The sequence below is a fragment of the Candidatus Planktophila sp. genome (assembly GCA_030681675.1).
Taxonomy (GTDB): domain Bacteria; phylum Actinomycetota; class Actinomycetes; order Nanopelagicales; family Nanopelagicaceae; genus Planktophila.
In genome coordinates this window covers 114,216-133,476 of the sequence record JAUXRP010000015.1, presented here as the reverse complement: position 1 = coordinate 133,476, position 19,261 = coordinate 114,216, and the positions used below count along the sequence as shown (strand labels likewise).

General features: G+C 45.6%; 16 protein-coding genes and 1 tRNA gene. 4 read left to right on the top strand and 13 right to left on the bottom strand.

From position 1 onward, the window contains the following. The 5 genes from Q8K48_04250 to Q8K48_04230 form a co-directional block, all read right to left on the bottom strand. Nucleotides 1-969, bottom strand: coding sequence for a dipeptide ABC transporter ATP-binding protein (locus Q8K48_04250; GenBank protein MDP1851609.1), 969 nt, complete (start codon nt 967-969; stop codon nt 1-3). Continuing rightward, nucleotides 969-2,003, bottom strand: coding sequence for an ABC transporter ATP-binding protein (locus Q8K48_04245; GenBank protein MDP1851608.1), 1,035 nt, complete (start codon nt 2,001-2,003; stop codon nt 969-971). The genes Q8K48_04250 and Q8K48_04245 overlap by 1 nt, the downstream gene beginning before the upstream one ends. Next, complete coding sequence (locus tag Q8K48_04240) at nt 2,003-2,995, bottom strand: ABC transporter permease (GenBank protein MDP1851607.1); 993 nt, start codon at nt 2,993-2,995, stop codon at nt 2,003-2,005. The genes Q8K48_04245 and Q8K48_04240 overlap by 1 nt, the downstream gene beginning before the upstream one ends. A gap of 125 nt (nt 2,996-3,120) precedes the next feature. Continuing rightward, nucleotides 3,121-4,875 carry an ABC transporter substrate-binding protein gene (locus Q8K48_04235; GenBank protein MDP1851606.1) on the bottom strand — a complete coding sequence of 585 codons (1,755 nt, stop codon included), beginning with the start codon at nt 4,873-4,875 and terminating at the stop codon, nt 3,121-3,123. 158 nt (nt 4,876-5,033) lie between these two features. Next, nucleotides 5,034-5,999 (bottom strand): ABC transporter permease, encoded by a 966-nt coding sequence (locus tag Q8K48_04230; GenBank protein MDP1851605.1) that lies wholly within the window; start codon nt 5,997-5,999, stop codon nt 5,034-5,036. Nucleotides 6,000-6,077: 78 nt separating this feature from the next. Between Q8K48_04230 and Q8K48_04225 the strand changes: the two genes are divergently transcribed. After that, the gene (locus Q8K48_04225) at nt 6,078-6,620 is read left to right on the top strand and encodes a hypothetical protein (GenBank protein ID MDP1851604.1); all 543 of its coding nucleotides are present in this window, start codon (nt 6,078-6,080) and stop codon (nt 6,618-6,620) included. A gap of 4 nt (nt 6,621-6,624) precedes the next feature. Here the strand turns inward: Q8K48_04225 and Q8K48_04220 are convergent, their stop codons facing one another. From Q8K48_04220 to Q8K48_04200, 5 genes are all read right to left on the bottom strand, one after another. Beyond that, nucleotides 6,625-7,707, bottom strand: a complete 1,083-nt coding sequence (locus tag Q8K48_04220) for a histidine phosphatase family protein (GenBank protein MDP1851603.1) — start codon at nt 7,705-7,707, stop codon at nt 6,625-6,627. A 4-nt stretch (nt 7,708-7,711) separates the two neighbouring features. Beyond that, on the bottom strand, nt 7,712-8,440 hold the full coding sequence (locus tag Q8K48_04215) for a hypothetical protein (protein ID MDP1851602.1): 729 nt from the start codon (nt 8,438-8,440) through the stop codon (nt 7,712-7,714). A gap of 25 nt (nt 8,441-8,465) precedes the next feature. Further along, nucleotides 8,466-8,537: transfer RNA gene (locus Q8K48_04210), tRNA-Val, on the bottom strand. Between the two features lie 61 nt (nt 8,538-8,598). Next, nucleotides 8,599-9,057, bottom strand: a complete 459-nt coding sequence (locus Q8K48_04205) for a peroxiredoxin (GenBank protein ID MDP1851601.1) — start codon at nt 9,055-9,057, stop codon at nt 8,599-8,601. Nucleotides 9,058-9,067: 10 nt separating this feature from the next. Then, on the bottom strand, nt 9,068-9,460 hold the full coding sequence (locus tag Q8K48_04200) for a DUF3052 domain-containing protein (GenBank protein ID MDP1851600.1): 393 nt from the start codon (nt 9,458-9,460) through the stop codon (nt 9,068-9,070). A 96-nt stretch (nt 9,461-9,556) separates the two neighbouring features. Here Q8K48_04200 and aceE point away from each other — a divergent pair, with 96 nt between their 5' ends. Genes aceE through glgB form a run of 3 tightly spaced genes read left to right on the top strand, consistent with a single transcriptional unit; the run spans nt 9,557 to nt 15,937 of the window. After that, the gene (gene aceE / locus Q8K48_04195) at nt 9,557-12,277 is read left to right on the top strand and encodes a pyruvate dehydrogenase (acetyl-transferring), homodimeric type (GenBank protein ID MDP1851599.1); all 2,721 of its coding nucleotides are present in this window, start codon (nt 9,557-9,559) and stop codon (nt 12,275-12,277) included. Next, nucleotides 12,274-14,010, top strand: coding sequence for a DUF3416 domain-containing protein (locus Q8K48_04190; GenBank protein ID MDP1851598.1), 1,737 nt, complete (start codon nt 12,274-12,276; stop codon nt 14,008-14,010). Before aceE ends, Q8K48_04190 begins: the two co-directional genes overlap by 4 nt. Nucleotides 14,011-14,059: 49 nt before the next feature. Continuing rightward, nucleotides 14,060-15,937, top strand: coding sequence for a 1,4-alpha-glucan branching protein GlgB (gene glgB, locus Q8K48_04185; protein MDP1851597.1), 1,878 nt, complete (start codon nt 14,060-14,062; stop codon nt 15,935-15,937). Here glgB and Q8K48_04180 read toward each other — a convergent pair. Genes Q8K48_04180 through Q8K48_04170 form a run of 3 tightly spaced genes read right to left on the bottom strand, consistent with a single transcriptional unit; the run spans nt 15,912 to nt 19,204 of the window. After that, on the bottom strand, nt 15,912-17,108 hold the full coding sequence (locus tag Q8K48_04180) for an MFS transporter (GenBank protein MDP1851596.1): 1,197 nt from the start codon (nt 17,106-17,108) through the stop codon (nt 15,912-15,914). The genes glgB and Q8K48_04180 overlap by 26 nt on opposite strands. Then, on the bottom strand, nt 17,108-17,968 hold the full coding sequence (locus tag Q8K48_04175) for a tetratricopeptide repeat protein (GenBank protein MDP1851595.1): 861 nt from the start codon (nt 17,966-17,968) through the stop codon (nt 17,108-17,110). Before Q8K48_04175 ends, Q8K48_04180 begins: the two co-directional genes overlap by 1 nt. Nucleotides 17,969-17,977: 9 nt before the next feature. Continuing rightward, complete coding sequence (locus tag Q8K48_04170; GenBank protein MDP1851594.1) at nt 17,978-19,204, bottom strand: DUF4032 domain-containing protein; 1,227 nt, start codon at nt 19,202-19,204, stop codon at nt 17,978-17,980. Nucleotides 19,205-19,261 lie beyond the last annotated feature (57 nt).

The following is a 19,261-nucleotide window of genomic DNA, read 5'->3' as shown; positions in this document are numbered from 1 at the left end:
TTAAACCTCTGGATAGTGGCAAGCAACTTGCGAGCTACCGACCTGTAAAAGTTCGGGCACATCTGTGCGGCACTTGTCAGTAGCTTTCCAACAGCGAGTATTAAAGACACAGCCGGTAGGAGGATTTACAGGGCTAGGTAAATCACCAGAGAGAATAATTCGCTCGCGGGTTTTTTCAGTGCGTGGATCTGGTTGCGGTACGGCAGATAATAAAGCCTTTGTATATGGGTGGTGTGGGGAGGCGAAAAGGGCATTAGTTTCGCCAATTTCCATAATCTTGCCCAAGTACATCACCGCGACACGATCTGAGATATGTTGGACCACCGATAAGTTATGTGCGATAAAAACCATACTGATTCCATCTTGCTCTTGCAGATCTTCAAGTAAGTTAATTACTTGTGCTTGAATTGAAACATCAAGAGCGCTAACTGGCTCATCAGCGATAATAAAACGGGGTTTCAGGGCGATTGCGCGGGCGATACCAATGCGTTGGCGCTGACCGCCTGAGAACTCATGTGGATAGCGATTAAAGTGCTCGGGGTTTAAGCCAACGCGCTCCATTAAAGATTGCACTGCGTTCTTGAGACCACCCTGCGGATCTATACCTTGAATTTCAAAAGGCGCTGAAATGATCTTGCCTATAGTCTGACGAGGATTTAGCGCTGTGTATGGATCTTGAAAAATAATCTGCATCTGCGAGCGAAGTGGCCGCATTTTGCCAGGTTTAAAATTAGTAATATCTTGACCTTCAAAGATTAAACGACCAGAAGTAGGCTCATTTAATTTCAATATTGTTCGTCCGGCAGTTGTCTTTCCGCAACCCGACTCACCAACTAATCCAAGAGTCTCTCCGGCACGAAGTTCGAATGAGATTCCATCAACGGCCTTAACTACCTCTTTTTTACGCGAGCCCCCCACAGGAAAATGCTTGGTGAGGTTATCAACTTTCAAAATTACATCGTTGCTCATTAGCGAACCTCTTTGAGTTCTTCTACAAAGAGACGATCTCGTGTGGCTTCGGCAACATGGCAACGCGAAAGATGAGAAGGGCTATTACCCAATAATTCCGGCCGATCGGTTGCACAAATATTGCCAACTGCATACGATGTGAATTCGCAACGAGGTGCAAATGCGCAACCAATGGGTAAGTTGATCAATGAAGGCGGCTGTCCAGGGATAGCCTTTAATCGTTCAGAGCCATGAGTTGAAATTCGAGGAACTGATTTGAGTAAACCTAATGTGTACGGAGCAGCTGGCTTATAAAAAACATCATCTGCAGACCCTTGCTCGACAATGCGCCCGCCATACATGACCGATACTTTGTCGGCTACCTGTGCCACTACACCAAGATCATGTGTGATCAGCAAAATTCCCATATTGAACTCTTTTTGTAGCGAGGCCAATAAAATCAAAATCTGCGCCTGCACCGTCACATCTAACGCTGTAGTTGGTTCATCGGCGATTAATACACGTGGCGAGTTCATGAGCGCCATCGCAATCATCACTCGTTGGCGCATACCACCTGAAAATTGATGTGGGTATTCATGAGCTCGTTGATCAGGTTCGGCTATGCCAACTAGATCTAACATCTCAATGGCGCGCTTAAGCGCCTCTTTTTTCTTGCCAGGATTGTGAACTAAGTACGCTTCAGCTAATTGATTACCGATTCGGTAATAGGGATGAAGTGAAGACATGGGATCTTGAAAGATCATCGCCACTGCGCGTCCGCGTACCAATCGAATCTCTTCATCACTTGCTGTGACGATATCTAGACTGCTATCTCCAACTTTTAAATGAATTGAGCCAGAAAGTTGAGCCGCCCCTTTTTTATGCAGACCCATCACAGAAAGACCAGTAACGGTTTTACCTGAACCTGATTCGCCGACAATAGCTACGGTTTCGCCTTCATTCAAGGACAATGAAACACCGTCAACTGCTCGCACTAGGCCATCATCGGTCGGGAAGGCCACGTGAAGATTTTCAATTCTTAAAAGTTCAGCCATTAGATCCTCACACGCGGATCAAGAACGGCATAAAGCATGTCAACAATTAAGTTCATTACAATAACTACCGATGCCGCCAAAATCGTGGTTGCAAGTACAACCGGAAGATCAAATTCAAAGACCGAGCGCAGCGTTAAGCGGCCTAAACCTGGAAGATTAAAGATAGTTTCTGTAATAATCGCGCCACCAATGAGTCCGGCAAAGTCCAACCCTGCCAAAGTAATAATAGGCGCAAAGACTGCGCGCATAGTGTGCTTGAATAAAACTGTACGCTCTTTAACGCCTTTAGCTCGAGCGGTACGAATGTAATCTTCCCCCAACGTTTCCAATACGGCGGCGCGCGTAAATCGGGTATAGAGCGCAGCATAAGCAATCGCCAAAGTGATCCACGGCAAGATGAAGAATTGGAAGAATTTAAATGGATTTTCAATTATAGAGGTATAACCAACTAATGAGAGTGGAACTAACTTCCATTTAATAGTCACCCAAATCAATAACGCTAAACCTGTAACAAAAGTTGGAAGCGATGTCCCCAATAAAACAAAGACAGAGCTCGCTCTGTCAGGCCACTTATTCTTAAATCTAGCGGCGACAATGCCAAGACTCACTCCGACAATTAGCCAAAGAATGAGTGCTCCAAGTGCCAAGCTCACTGTTACTGGCAATGCCTCGCGCAGTAAATCGGTAACACAAGCATTTTCATTAAATGAATACCCGAAAGCTGGCGCTGGGCAGCTGAATGCGGCGCTTCCTGCTCCGTATGAACGCCCGAAGAAAATTCCACTTAAAAAAAGAAAGTACTGCATATAAAGAGGTTTATCGAAGCCAAGTTTAATTCGATTACCTTCAATTATCTGTTCGGTACAACGCTGTCCGCACGTCAAGGCTGCTGGATCAAAGGGAATCAGCGAGAAGATTGCAAAGACGACTGCCGAAACAATCAAGAGTGTAATAATTGCAAAGAAAATTCGACGAATAAGAAAATTCCGCATTGTCACTCCTCTCGTAACTCATTCAAGCTCTACACTCATGTAAATACTCCTGGCGCTCATCGAAATGTGCGCCAGGAGTACTGTACTTCGAACTTCTTAACTTTTCTTACATAATTGATGTGAGATTATTCGTTAACCCACATCTTGCCGAATGCTGGGTTGCCCTGAGGTACCCAGAAGAACACACCGCGTACTTGTGATCCCCAAACAAACTGAGCCTTACCAAAGATTGTTGGTAATACCCAGAAGTTCTTCATGGCCTGTGCATCTAGTGCCTTCCACATCTTTGCCTGCTGGGCACGATTAGTGGTCAACATGGCTTTGTTGACAGCATTCTCGAAAGCAGGATAGGCAGGATCGCTTGTGTTCTGTGAGATGTTGAATCCACCGAATGAGGCGAAGAGCTCAGGAATAACTGTTGATGCATTTGCCCAGTCAGCTCCCCAACCTGAAATTGATAGGTCGCTCTGCTTGTCAGGGTTCATAACCGTTGGGTAGTAACCGGATGCGATTGGATTGAATGTGACCTTAATTCCGGCACGTGCATAAGCTGCAGTATCGATTGGAATTGTGTCGTTGAGTGTTACCGACGAGCGAACGTCGATCTTTAGTCCTGTCTCAGTTGCCTTCTTGTAGTCTGCAGGACACTTAGTCTTTGCAGTTTCCATGAGAGCTAGAGCCTTTGGAATATTTCCAGTTGGAATAAAGTCCGGGCTTCCTGGACCAACGACCTTGGTCGGTGCATAATCAGTTGCAAGAAGTGGGCTAATTACACCAGTTGCATATGAACCCGCATATGTTTCTCCACCTGCATAGTCAAGTAAAGCCTTAGCGTTGCGTGAGTAGTACATGGCCTGTCGTATTTCGATACATGGCATTGCTTTTACGTTGAATGCATAGTAACGAGCATATGGATCTGGATTGTTCATGCGACGGTTCTTAAATTTAGGATCATCGAAGAACTTGTCATTATTTGTTGACAAAGGCTCAGAGAAGTTAACTGCCGATGGAATTGTGTCTCCCAAAATAATCTGGTCAATTACTTCCTCATCGTAGCCAAACATGATGACAACTTCATCAGGGTATGGAGTACGAACTGGATCTGAAGACTTTTTCCACTTTGAGTTACGAACAAGCTTTAACTGAGTCTTGCTATTTTCTGCGATCTTGTAAGGACCCGTTGATTGTGGACGTAAGTCGTACTTGTCACCCTTATCTAACTTCTTTTGAACTGGAGAGATGACTCCATATGTTGCAAGGTAGTTGAAGTCGGCAATTGATTTATTTAACTTGAATGTAATTGTTCGGTTATTTTTTGAGCAACTTACTGCCTTCTTGAAAGCTGCAAGTCCGGCTGGATCCTTTTTGTAAGGACCCTTGAAAACTGAGTTGCCATCGGCATCTTTTGGAATATTTAACCAAGCCTGTAGGTAGCCAGGACCGTCGGTGATGACATCAGTTGCGAAGACGCGTGAGACACCGTATTGAACATCGGTACACGTGATTATTTTGCCATCTTCAAAAGTTGAACCTGGGCGAAGTGTGAACTTCCAGGTCTTAGCTGCATTGCTTGGAATACCGGTGTTAGTTGCAAGGTCGGGAACAAGCGTCGCACCTTTTGCACCTGGAACTGGATTGTAGGCAACGAGCGTACGAGTCATGAATGAGTTCATGAACGCTAAATCGCGACCTGTATAGATACGTGATGGGTCGTAGTGATCTAAGCGCGGATTGTGCTCAAGAAAAGTGAGAATTCCACCAGTCTTTGGTTTTACAACGGCGGCGGCAGATGTTGCGCCAGCAACCATCACGGCGCTGACGGCAAGTGCGCTTGCAGCCGTGATTACAACGGCACGGCGAAGAGCAGAGTGATTGCTCATTGACGTTTTTCCTTTCATTGGGGGGCGCAAAGAAGACGCCATTGGGATAGATTCAAGCATGTTTTGCTTGATTACACCACAAAACTTGCGGATGAGTTAAAGATAAAAGCCGCTTTGGTGAAGATTCGGGGCGTTCGTTGTGCCTAATTTGTGGATTATCAGCGATCGGCCTTCGGATCTAAGGCATCTCGAAGAGCGTCACCAACAAGGTTAAAGGCCAAAACAACGATAACTAATGAGCCTGCCGCAATTAAGAAGAAACTAGGCATAACGGTTACATAACGTGTCGCATTTGAGAGCAAGATTCCCCAGGTTGATGCTGGGGGTTGGACGCCAAGGCCTAAGAAAGAGTACACAGCTTCCGCAGCTAAATAACCGGGCAATGAGAGAGAAACAACAACGATGACCGGAGCCCATAAATTGGGAATGAGTTCTTTTGTAATAATTCGCCAGCGTCCAGCGCCCATTGCTTGCGCAGCGGTTACAAACTCACGCTCACGCAAACTTAGAACTTGGGAGCGGATAAGACGAGAAAAGCCAGGCCAACCAAAAAATGAGAGAAAGAACACTAAGAAAATAATGCGAGCGTTATTTCCTTGAGCAATACCTGACTCTTCAATACGCGCCACCATTGGTCGATTGAGTGCAACAATCATGAAAAATGCTGGGAAGGCGAGCAAAAAGTCGGTTGTGCGTCCAAGATAGTTATCGATTCGGCCTCTAAAATATCCACCGATAATGCCTACGAATAATCCAATAGTCAAAGCAGTCACAGTTGTTAAAATCGCAATCAAAAAAGATATTCTTGAACCGTAGAGGAGTTGCGCAAGAAAGTCGCGACCCGTACCAGGGATTAACCCAAGTGGATGATCCCAACTGAATCCAACTTCGGGAATTCCACTTGTGTCTAAAACATCTAAATTTAGAGTATCTGGATCAACTCCGACAATTTTTGCTACGAGTGGAGCAAAGAGTGAGAGCAAGAGAATTGTAATACTCACAATTGCCGCGCCTACACCGACTTTATTGCGCTTAAAGCGCATCCAAGCGATTTGGCGGGGACTACGCCCTTGGATTCCCCCAATATTCATCGAGGTTTGGGCGATCGCTGATTTTGTACTCACGGTACCTACTCTATACTTGGCACGTTGATTCTGGCACCATTTCTGGTGTGGATAAATTTCAAGAGGGGTTTAAGTTCTATGAAAAATTCTCTGACTACATTTAAAGCGGTTGCGGCTACCTTTGCCCTTCTTTTGCTACTGACTGCATGTGGAGGTAAAGCCGCCGAATCAACTACAACGACCGAAGAGGGACAAGCTTTGACTGAGCCTGTAGAAACCACCCCTCAAGCCACAGGTGGATTTGATGCCCCTGTTATTACCCCTGACCAAGTCAGCTACACGCTCTCATCCCCAACAAACTTTGAAACTGGACAATTTGCCGCAGGACAACTTCCAGGACAGCTCAATGAGAAATTTACAGTCTCAGTTACTAATAACTCCGCTGCAGCTTTAGATCTTGCAACGTTGATAGTTCAGGGGAGCACCGCCGCTGGCACATGCGCCGATATTTTTGATGGCGATAACGCGATGGAAGGTGCACCAACTAATCCATTGGCAGTTGGGGCGACCAAGGTTTTTGATTGGGGATTGTCGTGCCCAGGTGCTGTTGGTGATGAATTTACCGTCGCTCTGTCAAATGCCGGTGCGAATATCGTAGAAGTAAAAGGCAAGCTCGCATAAATCTCTAACGAAGATGGGCCTGTTCGTTAAGGCTTCGCAATGCTCGCAAGCCATCACTTGGCCATATTGAAATCGTCGTGATTGAACATGGCGAAACGTCGATGTGAAAAATCGATTCGGCTGGAGCACCAACTGCTAACTTCGCCGCGGTTTTAATAGTTCCATTGTGCGTAACCACAGCAACTCGCTGGCCAGGATATGTCGCAACAATCGCCTCTAGTGCCGCATCGATACGAAAAGAAACTGCGTCATATGACTCACCTTCTGGGACTGAAAAAGCCGTTGAACTAACCCATGCTTGATAATCGGCTGGATACTTCTCTTTTACTTCATCGATTGACAAACCATCCCAGATTCCGAAAGAGCATTCAATCCAAGCCTCATCGAAATAAATCGGCAAACCAGTGGCCTTTGAAATTGCTTCGGCCGTCTGCCTCGTACGATTAAGTGGCGATGCAATAATAATCTCTGGACTCAATTTAGCAATTGCTGTAGCTACAAGTTCGGCTTGAGCTAATCCCTCTTCAGTCAGCTGCGGATTAAGCGGACCATCGCCTGAAAACTTCTTCATCGGTGTCAAAGGTGTTTCGCCGTGGCGGATGAGAAATATAGTTGTTGCTTTTTCATTTGATAATAAGCGTTCAGTTAAATAGTTTTTACGAACTGAGATTACCTCTGCCCCACCCACCTGTAGATCGAGGGCCTTATTAGCTAAGCGGTCGGCGTGAGAGTTTTCATCGCGCGGTATCCAACTATACGTTACCAGGGCAGGAGTATGTGCAGCACGAGCATCTTGGGCAAGGGATCGCATATCTGCATGCTTTATCTGCCAACGGCCAGACATTTGTTCGACAACTAATTTACTATCCATCTTTACATCAACGGTTGCGTTTGGGTCCATAGCGTTAATCGCGGTTAAACCTGCAATAAGTCCGCTGTATTCTGCGACATTATTAGTTCCTATTCCAATAAAGTCATAGAGCTCTGCAATTATTGCGCCATTTTCAGTAATAACCGCGCCATAACCTGCAGGACCAGGATTGCCTCGCGAACCACCATCGGCAGTTAAAAGAAAATGGCGCGCCATTTCATTAAACTCCGCGCACCAAAATACATCGACACTCTTCGCATCGAACAACTTCATCTTCGGCTATATCGGTGATTCGCTTAAGTTCAACGGCGTTTATTGATAGATGGCAACCATTACAACTTCCAGCGATTAACGCCGCCGCCCCAGTGCCATTATTTGAAGTTCGAATTTTTTCGTACAGCGCAATTAATTCCGGGTTAACTGAAGCCAGGTTTTCACTGCGCTCTTTGGCTATTATTTCTAGTTCGGAGTTAATGGCGGCGAGCGCATTTTCTTTGCGAATCTCTAGATCGTCGATTTCGGCGGCACAATTAGCCTCCTGTTCACTCAATTCGCTGATACGAGCATTAATCTCATCGATTCGCATCATGACTTCAAGTTCAACCTCTTCGAGCTCTGCTCTGCGCGTACTTAATGTTCCCACTTCATGTTGGAGCTGCTCTAGCTCTTTGGGAGAAGCAGATCCTCCGTTTAGGCGAGCCTCATCACGTACTATGCGCATAACAATCTGTTCCACATCGGCCTCAGCACGCAGAAGTTCGCGCTTTACATCACTGAGTTCGGTCTGTGCACCTATTCGAAGATCACGAACGTTGTGCGACTTTATTCTCACATTAGCTAAGAGAGCGTGCTCGACAAGCGTCTGCGCCTTGTGGTTTAGCGCCGTTGTTCTTTGGTCAAGGCTGGCCGTATTGAGTATCTGTCGTTGATCATGTGGGCTTGCCTTCAAGGTCAACTCCTTCACGAACTTCTTGTGGGCGCTGAGGGTTTCGAACCCCCGACATTCTCGGTGTAAACGAGACGCTCTACCACTGAGCTAAGCACCCGCGCGCTCTTAACGAGCACTGGGGAATCTTACTTCAGCTACGTTGAAAAGGTAAATCCTCTTTACAGCGCTGCAATTGCCGCTTTGTAATCGCCTACATTGCGAGCATCACCGCTGCCATTAATGACGTGCCAGCGCACAATGCCCGCTTTGTCGATAACAAATGTTCCGCGAGTTGCTCGACCCCGTTCTTCATCAAAGACACCAAAGCTCTTTGAGACCGCGCCATGCGGCCAAAAATCACTGAGTAATGGAAATGTGTAGCCCTCGTGATCGGCAAATGCACGTTGTGAAAACATAGAATCACATGAAATTGCTAGTAATTGAACGCTCTCATTTTGAAAAGCTGATAGATCATCGCGCAATGCACATAACTCACCAGTACAAATTCCAGAGAAAGCAAAGGGGTAAAAAAGAACAACTACATTCTTTTCGCCCTTAAAAGATGCAAGCGATACTTTCTCGCCGTGCTGATTCACTAATTCAAAATTTGGAGCGGTCTGGCCAATTGTTATAGTCATAGATATAAATCTATCGTTTGCCCGATTTGCGTGCCACTAGACGTGTTGCGCACCAATCAGGTGCCACCGAGATTGTTGAGGTTTGACTTAATCCAGCAGTGGGAGCTGCATCTTGAATATCGCTTGGTTCGACATGACCTGCTCGATTAACCTTTGGCGTGAGGACCCAGATCACACCATTGTCAGATAAATATGTGAGTGAGTCCATTAGCTCATCGACTAAGTCACCATCGCCATCACGCCACCAGATGATTACCGCATCGACAACCTCTTGAGAATCTGAATCTAAGAAATCGGTTCCTGTAATCGCAGAGATCTCGTCTCGAACTTTGATATCGCAATCATCACCACGGCCGACCTCTAAAATCAGGTCACCTTTCTTTATCCCCATTCTGGTTGGCACGGGATAAGTCCACACAATCTATGTGAGATATGCAAGAGGTTTTGAGCCTAGATTTTTCATTTCGACTTACAGAGCAGTTCGGGCAAGAATAGGGGCATGAGCGAAAACTTCGAAGCGCCCGACCAGATTATCGACCAGTTGGTCGATACCGACCCTGCTGAAACCGCTGAATGGCAGGCATCTTTTGATGCAGCTCTTGCCCATTCTGGACCTGTTCGAGCACGATATTTAATACTCTCTCTTTTAAATCGTGCGCATGAGAAAAATATTGGAATCTCAGCACTTCGCACTACTGACTACATAAATACAATCTCACCTGAGAATGAGCCAGAATTTCCTGGGGATGAAAATATTGAACGTCGAATCCGAGCGATAAATAGATGGAACGCTGCAATGTTGGTGCACCGTGCCCAGCGTCCAGGGGTAGGAGTTGGTGGCCATATTTCAACGTATGCCTCATCGGCATCGCTCTATGAAGTTGGATTTAACCATTTCTTCCGTGGTCAAGATCATCCAGGTGGCGGAGATCAAATATTTTTCCAAGGTCATGCAAGTCCTGGAATGTATGCACGCGCATTTCTTGAGGGACGACTCAGTGAAATCCAGTTAGATGGCTTTAGACAAGAGCTATCGCATCCATCTGGAAGCCTCTCTTCATATCCGCATCCGCGTTTGATGCCGGATTTTTGGCAGTTCCCCACGGTGTCGATGGGTATTGGTCCGCTGAATGCAATTTACCAAGCACGATACAACCGTTATCTTCACAACCGTGGTTTCAAAGATACAAACGACCAACATGTATGGGCCTTCTTAGGCGACGGTGAGGTTGATGAGGTTGATACTCTCGGTGCTATTGGACTAGCCACACGAGAGAAATTGGATAATTTAACTTTTGTTATTAACTGCAATTTGCAACGCCTAGATGGTCCCGTTCGAGGCAATGGCAAAATAATCCAAGAGCTCGAATCAATATTTGGTGGCGCTGGATGGAATGTTATAAAAGTTGTATGGAGTCGTGATTGGGATCCATTACTTGCTCAAGATCGTGAAGGCGCTCTCGTTAAGTTAATGAACGATACGCTCGATGGCGATTACCAGACATTTAAAGCTGAATCCGGTGCATTCGTTCGCGAAAATTTCTTTGGCCGCGATCCTCGGACTGCGGCAATGGTTGCCGACTGGAGCGATGATAAAATTTGGAGCTTAAAGCGTGGCGGTCACGATTATAAGAAATTATTTGCCGCCTATACCGCCTCAGTCCAGCACAATGGCCGACCAACTGTGATTTTAGCTAAGACAATTAAAGGCTGGACTCTCGGTTCATCTTTCGAAGGCCGTAACTCAACTCATCAAATGAAAAAAATGAGCCTTGAGGATATTAAAGGCTTCAGAGACACGCTCCACTTGGAGATTCCAGATGAAGTCTTAGACAAGTATCTTCCTCCCTACTTTAAGCCTGCAGAAGGCTCGGCTGAGGCGCAATATATTGCAGAACGTCGGGCCGCTCTTGGAGGATCAATTCCGCGTAGACGTTCGATATCAAGGCCCCTTCCTCAGCCCGATGATTCAGTCTATGAATCGGTTAAGCGTGGATCGGGACAACAAGAGATTGCTACAACTATGGCATTTGTTCGAATGCTTAAAGATATTGTGAAAGATCCAGGTTTGGGCTCTCGCATCGTTCCTATTATTCCCGATGAGGCACGCACCTTTGGAATGGATTCACTCTTTCCAACGATGAAAATTTACTCACCCAATGGCCAGCAGTACATGGCCGTTGACCGAGAACTCATGTTGTCGTATAAAGAATCAACATCTGGCGTAATTTTACATGAAGGAATTAATGAGGCGGGATCAGTTGCCTCATTTACAGCGGTTGGATCTTCTTATTCAACACACGACGAGCCAATGATTCCGATGTATATCTTTTACTCAATGTTTGGCTTCCAACGCACGGGAGATGCATTTTGGGCGGCGGCCGATCAATTGGTGCGAGGTTTTGTGATTGGCGCAACTGCAGGACGCACAACGTTAAATGGCGAAGGCTTACAGCATGAGGATGGACATTCACATCTTCTGGCATCAACAAATCCAGCAGTCGTTGCATATGATCCCGCATTTGCTTTTGAACTTGGTCACATCGTAAAAGATGGACTCCGGCGTATGTACGGCGAAAATAGCGAAAACGTATATTTCTATATCACTGTTTACAACGAGCCATATATTCATCCAGCCGAACCAGAGAATTTAGATGTTGCAGGTCTGCTTAAGGGAATTTATTTATACTCTCCAGCAAAAAATCAAAGTAAAAAATCAGCACAGATTTTGGCATCTGGAGTCGGAGTGAATTGGGCGTTGAAAGCGCAGATACTTCTTCGTGAAGATTGGGGGGTTGAAGCCTCGGTTTGGTCGGTTACTTCGTGGAATGAACTTCGACGAGATGGGCTAAAAACCGATCGCCATAATCTCCTTAATCCGGGTGATAGGCGACGTGCATATATTGAAAGCAAGTTATTTGGACACAACGGTCCAGTCATCGCTGTTAGTGACTATATGCGCTCGGTTCAAGATCAGATTGCGCCATGGATTTCTGCGCCATTCATCTCCCTTGGCACCGATGGCTTTGGACTATCTGACACACGAGGTGCGCTTCGTCGACACTTTAAAGTCGATGCTGAATCCATCGCAATTACCACCTTGCAAGAGCTAGAAAAACTCGGTCACATCAAATTTAGCGTTGTGAAAGCCGCGATGGAGAAGTATCGTATTGATGACATATCGGCAGCTGATGCTGGTAACACGGAAGGCTCAGGTTGATTTCAAGAATTGCTATTAGCGATATCTCCCCCGCAGTATTCTTCGGGGGAGAATTTCTTCCCGTTAAGGCAGTTCCTGGGGAGAGAATTACTGTCAGTGCAACGGTTGTAATTGAAGGACATGAAAAACTAACGGCTGAAATTGTTTTGCACTCTGATAATGGAAAAGTGGTTTCGCGCAGCGCAATGGTCGAAAACTGGCCTGGCTCCAATCGCTTTGTAGGTGGAGTTAAAATTCCTACTGAAGGCAATTTCTTTTTTGTAGTTGAGGCAGATAGCGTTTCGAAATACCGCACTGTTTTTGGCTCGAGTGAAAAATATCCAATCCGTGCAGATCGAAAGCGTGCGCTCTTTGGTTCATGGTATGAATTTTTTCCGCGCAGCGAAGGTGCGATAAAAAACAAAGATGGGACGATTACGAGTGGAACTTTTAAAACGGCCGCTCAACGGATACCGGCAGTTGCCGCTATGGGCTTTGATGTTTTGTACTTACCTCCAATCCATCCCATTGGCCTTTCGCACCGTAAAGGCGCGAATAACTCACTCACTCCAAAAGAAAGTGATCCGGGTGTTCCCTGGGCGATTGGCAGTGCCGACGGCGGCCACGATGCAATCAATCCAGAGCTTGGAACTATGGATGATTTTGAAAACTTTATATCTATCGCAACTAAAAACGGAGTTGAAGTCGCTTTAGATCTCGCTCTACAAACGTCGCCGGATCACCCTTGGGTGAATTCAAACCCCCAGTGGTTTAACAAACGTCCTGACGGAACGATCGCGTATGCAGAAAATCCTCCAAAGAAATATCAAGATATCTACCCCCTTAACTTCGATGATGATTATGAAGGTTTACGAGATGAAATCCTGCGCGTTATTCGTTTATGGGTTTCAAAGGGAGTTTCAATTTTTCGGGTAGATAACCCACATACTAAGCCCGTTCACTTTTGGCAGGATTTACTAGGGATTATGCGAATTGAAAGCCCTGAAGTCGTTTTTCTTGCCGAAGCTTTTACAGCCCCTGCCATGATGCACGCGCTTGGAAAGGCGGGATTCCACCAGTCCTATACCTATTTCACGTGGCGAACAAGTAAATCTGAACTAATCGATTACGGGCGAGAAGTTTCGACTCAATCCGATGCATATTTTCGTCCGAATTTCTGGGTCAATACCCCCGATATCAATCCCTTTCATTTACATTCAGGTAACCCTGCAGTATTTGCACTTCGCGCTGTCTTGGCTTCTACACTTTCACCATCGTGGGGAATGTACGCAGGTTACGAGCTTTACGAACACATACCATTTAAATTAGATGGCGAAGAGTATCTCGATTCAGAAAAATATGAGATTAAAGTTCGTGACTGGGATGGTGCTGGTAAAAAGGGAGTTACTCTGGCTCCATTTATAACTCAATTGAATGCAATTCGAGCATCGAATTCTGCTCTGCACCAACTTCGAAACTTGGTTTTCCATAATACTGAATCCGATGCGATCATTGCCTATTCAAAACGTGATGATAATAATTTGATTTTAGTGATTGTCAATCTCGATCCAAATTATGCGCAAGGAACGATAGTTCATTGGGATATGAAATCATTGGGAATTAACGGAACTCATTTTGAAGTTGAAGATCTACTTGATGGCTCACACTTTAACTGGTCACCTGACACGTATGTATCTTTGGATCCAACACGGCCTGTTGGAAAAGTTGCCCATATTTGCAGAGTGAAAATCTAATATGGGTTTCTTCTCGAAGTTTCTTAGCAAAAAACAGATTCAGGAGATTGTGCCCGCGAGTTTTCTCAATCCTCACTCAACATTGGGGGAGCTTGACCTCCATTTAATCTCTGAGGGCCGCCATGAACAATTATGGAGAGCGCTAGGTGCACACGTCCGTCGTGATAAAGAAGGCACACTCCTTGGCACCGCATTCTCAGTCTGGGCTCCAAATGCCCGTGCCGTCTCTTTGATAGGAGATCACAATTTTTGGGATAGAAATACCAATCAAATGCTGCGCATAGGCTCTTCAGGCATCTGGGAGATATTTGTTGCAGATATTGGTAGTGGAATTAAATATAAGTTTGCCATCTGTGGCTTCGATGGCGCATGGGTCGATCATGCCGATCCAATGGCACGAGCTACACAAACCCCACCCCTGACAGCCTCAATTGTGGAAGAGTCAGAGTATCTATGGAGCGATGCCGATTGGATCGAAAGACGTAAAGAGTTTCAATCATGGCGCGCTCCCATAACTACTTATGAAGTTCACTTAGGGTCATGGAGGTTAGGTCTGACATATCGCGATTTGGCAGCTCAATTAGTTGAATACGTTAAAGAGCAGGGTTTTACTCATGTCGAGTTTATGCCAGTGACCGAACATCCCTACGGCCCATCATGGGGCTATCAAGTCACCTCTTTTTTTGCTCCTACATCGCGTTTTGGTGGACCGGATGATTTTCGGTTTTTAATAGACGCTCTTCATTTTGCAGGCATTGGAGTGATCCTTGATTGGGTACCGGCGCATTTTCCAAAAGATGAATGGGCGCTTGCACATTTTGATGGAACCGCGCTGTATGAACATTCAGACCCTAGACTTGGTGAGCATCCCGACTGGGGAACTCTAATTTTCAATTTCGGACGCAATGAAGTCCGCAACTTTCTGGTAGCGAGTGCGCTGTATTGGTTGACTGAGTTTCATATTGATGGTTTAAGAGTAGATGCAGTTGCATCTATGCTCTACTTGGATTATTCGCGTGAAGAAGGACAGTGGTTACCTAACAAAAATGGTGGTCGCGAAAACTTAGAGGCAGTGAAGTTGCTTCAAGAAGCCACATCAACGGCTTATCGAACTCACCCAGGAATCATGATGATCGCTGAAGAATCTACCGCCTGGTCAGGTGTAACTCGCGATACTTCCTCAGATGGCCTTGGTTTTGGTTTCAAATGGAATATGGGTTGGATGCACGATACTTTAAAATACCTAGAACACGACCCGATCCACCGCAATTATCACCATAACGAAATTACTTTCTCAATTCTTTATGCTTGGAGTGAAAATTTTGTATTGCCGCTTTCCCATGACGAAGTTGTACATGGGAAAGGTCAATTAGTAAATAAATTCCCCGGAGATCGTTGGCAAAAATTAGCTACATTAAGGGCACTCTATGGATATATGTGGGCTCACCCTGGCAAGAAGCTTCTCTTTATGGGAAGCGAGTTTGCCCAAAATGATGAGTGGAGTGAAAGCGCTGGTCTGCAGTGGTATCTAACTGAATTTGATGAACATAATGGCCTACAAAAAACAGTTGCTGCACTCAATAAAAAGTACTTGGGCACGCCTGCGTTGTGGCAAAAAGATACTTCCCCAGAGGGTTTTACGTGGCTTGTTAATAATGATGGCGCCGCTAATGTATTAGCTTTTGCGCGCTGGGATGATGCTTCTAATCCGCTAGTTTCTGTCACAAATTTTTCTCCAATGCCACATGAGCGTTATCAGCTCCCCTTTCCAACGACCGGTATATGGCACGAAGTTCTCAATACCGACGAGTTAGCATTTGGAGGAAGTGGAATTGCGAACCCAGCGATAACCCTAGAAGATGCTAGTCATCTGATCGCCCACATTGCTATTCCACCGCTTGCTACAGTTTGGTTTCAACGTTCTTAAAGATTTTTGCAAAATAGGGAACAGTAAGTAATAGGAAAGCTGGAATCAATAAGGCCAGAGAGAGTGAAAATACTTGTGCCGTCCAAGCTATCACTAACCTCAAAACAAAAACTGCAATATTATTTATAACTCCCATCTGACCGATGACGACACTTGATGGCGAACTAGAACGTATATTGGCTGCATTCATGATGCTTGGACCTAAAAATGATGAGCCAAGGCCGGCGATAGTGAAAGTTATACTTAAAATTATTAGTGAAATTGTTTTGTTTTCTACTCCAATGATTTGTGTTGCAAGAATTCCTATCAGAAAAGAGATTCCGGAAATGAGCGATGCACTTTTCACTAAGAATTCCATAGAAAATTTTGAGTATAAGAGGTGAATTGTTAGTCTGCCCGCAATCATCGCAAAAGTAAAGAGAATATAAGGAAGTGTGTGCGCTCCGCCTTTAATCCCAATATCTTCCTTTACAAATATTGCCGCCCAATCCCCCACACTGAATTCAAGAAAAATTGCACAGATAAGTCCACCGGAGACCATTCCATCGATTTTAAATCCCTTGAATAAGTCCGTGATTTTGTAATCAGTCTCAGAGTTCTGGTTAGGTTTAACTAGACTTTCATTGAGTTTAGTGATCGTAATTAACATAATAATTGAAACTAATAAAGAGAGAATAAGAATGTGTATTTCTAATGAAATTCGGTCAACGAGCAGCCCTGAAACAACTGCCGTAGCCAATGCGCCACTGCTCCAAAAGCCGCTTAAAAGCGTTACTACATGCCTTTGTGTGCGATCTTGAAAACTAAAGCCTTGGGCATTAATTGAAACATGGAAGGCAGATATCCCTGCTGCGTGAATTATGATACTAATGAGAAAAACAAGAGTTGAATTAGTATTGGTAAGCAGAATTAGACTAATGGCCATTGAAACGGCGGCAATACGCATTACTAACTTAGCTCCGAAATTATGCACAAGATGACCAACCGTAAAGAGTGATACAAGAGAACCTACGGCTGAGATACTGATTAATGATCCGAATTCGCCATTTGAAAGTGCTAAGTTAGCTTTTACCTCTGGAAATCGAGGCAACCAAGACATAATCAGAAATCCAAATAGAAAGAAAATGAGCTTCAAATAATTGAGCTCCCGATGGGAATTTAATTTCTTCACTAGAATAGTGCGTTCGCAAGTGCGCTGCGAGCTGCAGCAAGACGAGAATCTGATGGATCGACGAGTGCAAAAAGCCCCACTAAGTGCTCTCGCACCTTACTTCGATCTTCGCCAGAAGTTTCCTTCACTACATGTACTAAACGTGCAAATGCCGCTTCGACTCTGCCATTTACCATTTCCATGTCGGCAGCCATTAGTTGAATCGAAATATCACCAGGGTTCTGAACCGCCCGCTCAATCACCGTTGCTAGTTCTAAACCCTCACTTCTGATGAGCAACTGTGTTTGAGCCAAACCTAACTTTGCAAAATTATCTGAAGGTTTACGAGCGAGAAGCTTCTTATAGGCCGCTTCAGCAGCAACAAAATCGCCGACTTCAAGGGCGATCATCGCCTCATCTTCCTCAGGCTCACTTACTTCAACTGGGGCGGCCCCAACACCTTGCTCTGATGCAAGAGTTAAGACCTTATCGAGCACTAATCGAATCTGCGCTTCTGGGTAATTTTGTTCAAAAAGTGGAACCATCTGTTCACCTATCAAGGCGATTGCATATGGAATGCTCTTAGTCTGAAACGCTTGAGCAACATTTGGCTCGGCATCTACATCTAGGCGTCCTAAGGCCCAACTACCTTGATAGGCCGATTCAAGTGATCCAAGAAGTTTTACCATCTCCATCGACTCTGGCGAACGTGTAGACCAGGCAATTACAATGATGGGTTTTTTGTGCGAAAGTGGTAAGAATTCGGAGGTCAAATTCGCCGTCGTGACCTCTAACCCCGGCATTGGCCCAACCGGTGCCGCTTTAGGCTTTCCAAGTGAACTTAAATCTACCGCGCGAGCAAAATTTGGCGGATTACTCATCTGGCAATCTTACAGTGCCTCAACTTCAACACCCGAATCGCGGCGATAGGGCAAGACCTCTGTGACGTAGTTATCAGTGGCGAACTCAAGTCCAACGTCAACTCCTCTTTTCTCGCTTAGATACCAGCGATTTTCAAGAATCTCATGGAACATTTGTGCATGTTCAACGCGACCGCGTAACGCCTCAGGAACTCGATTAATTGTTGGTTCGAAGACTTCCACAAACCAGGTTTTAGCCATCTCAGTAACTGAGGCTCCTAACTTTTCTTCACGCGCGCAGTATCGATCAAAAGATGCAAGTAATCGCTTCGCTTGCAACTCCTCAGTCTCTAATCCCATTAACTCGCGCAGACGTGCACTGTGATATCCAGCTGCAACTAACTTAGGTTGAAAAGAGAGCATCTGTGTATCCCCATCTATGGTGATAGAAACCTCTTCAACGGCAAAACCTAAATCGTGCAAAGCGCGCATCGCTCCTTCAACTGCATGGCGATCTTTAGGATCTAACAGCTGACGCTCTTTTAGCGCCGCCCAGATTCGACGATAACGTCTAATAACTGCCTCTGCGGCACGTACTGGATCAATCCCGGGATTTAGAACTCCTGAAAGCGAAAGGTCCTCGAGCTCTGCGGCGACATTAAACATAGCAATATCCAAGTCATGTTCGCGTTGACCGTCACTGAGAGTTTTTTGAAACTCTCCAGTCTCGGCATCTACAAGATATGCGGCGAAGCCCTCGGCATCTCGCCTAAACAAAGTATTTGACAGCGAACAGTCACCCCACCAGAAACCAAGTAAGTGCAGACGAACAATTAATAGAGCCAGCGCATTTGCCATGGTGGTGATGTCATGGGCCGTTACAGATCCTGACAGTAAGACTCGATAGGGCAGGGAGTATGGCAGAAAGCGCGTAACGATTGCACAGGGAAGTTCTTCCCCATTTTTATCGGTTCGCCCTTCAACGACGGCAATTTGTTCGACACAAGGGGCGTGTACGTGTGTGAGTTCACGAAGGATTTTATATTCGCGATTGGCGAATTCACTGACCGTTTCCTTCACGGCATAGACATGAGAATCTGGATCCTTTGTCGCTCGCACCAAACGAACAACGTGGCGGGAAATACCTCTTTTTTCGGCTAAGGCTGGATCCTCTGGCCACTCCTCTAGGCTCAACTGCCACGGAAGGCCCGTGACAGCGGCAATCTCCTCGCCTAAACCAGTTATCCGTAGCGCCATAGAGCCTATTCTTGCCTAACAATGTAACGATTGGGTGAACTATCCGTCACTACTGAT

Coding starts and splice junctions, on each gene's coding strand:
- Q8K48_04250 (MDP1851609.1), bottom strand. CDS start 969: ATGAGCAACGATGTAATTTTGAAAGTTGATAACCTCACCAAGCATTTT.
- Q8K48_04245 (MDP1851608.1), bottom strand. CDS start 2,003: ATGGCTGAACTTTTAAGAATTGAAAATCTTCACGTGGCCTTCCCGACC.
- Q8K48_04240 (MDP1851607.1), bottom strand. CDS start 2,995: ATGCGGAATTTTCTTATTCGTCGAATTTTCTTTGCAATTATTACACTC.
- Q8K48_04235 (MDP1851606.1), bottom strand. CDS start 4,875: ATGAGCAATCACTCTGCTCTTCGCCGTGCCGTTGTAATCACGGCTGCA.
- Q8K48_04225 (MDP1851604.1), top strand. CDS start 6,078: ATGAAAAATTCTCTGACTACATTTAAAGCGGTTGCGGCTACCTTTGCC.
- Q8K48_04220 (MDP1851603.1), bottom strand. CDS start 7,707: ATGGCGCGCCATTTTCTTTTAACTGCCGATGGTGGTTCGCGAGGCAAT.
- Q8K48_04205 (MDP1851601.1), bottom strand. CDS start 9,057: ATGACTATAACAATTGGCCAGACCGCTCCAAATTTTGAATTAGTGAAT.
- aceE (MDP1851599.1), top strand. CDS start 9,557: ATGAGCGAAAACTTCGAAGCGCCCGACCAGATTATCGACCAGTTGGTC.
- Q8K48_04175 (MDP1851595.1), bottom strand. CDS start 17,968: ATGAGTAATCCGCCAAATTTTGCTCGCGCGGTAGATTTAAGTTCACTT.
- Q8K48_04170 (MDP1851594.1), bottom strand. CDS start 19,204: ATGGCGCTACGGATAACTGGTTTAGGCGAGGAGATTGCCGCTGTCACG.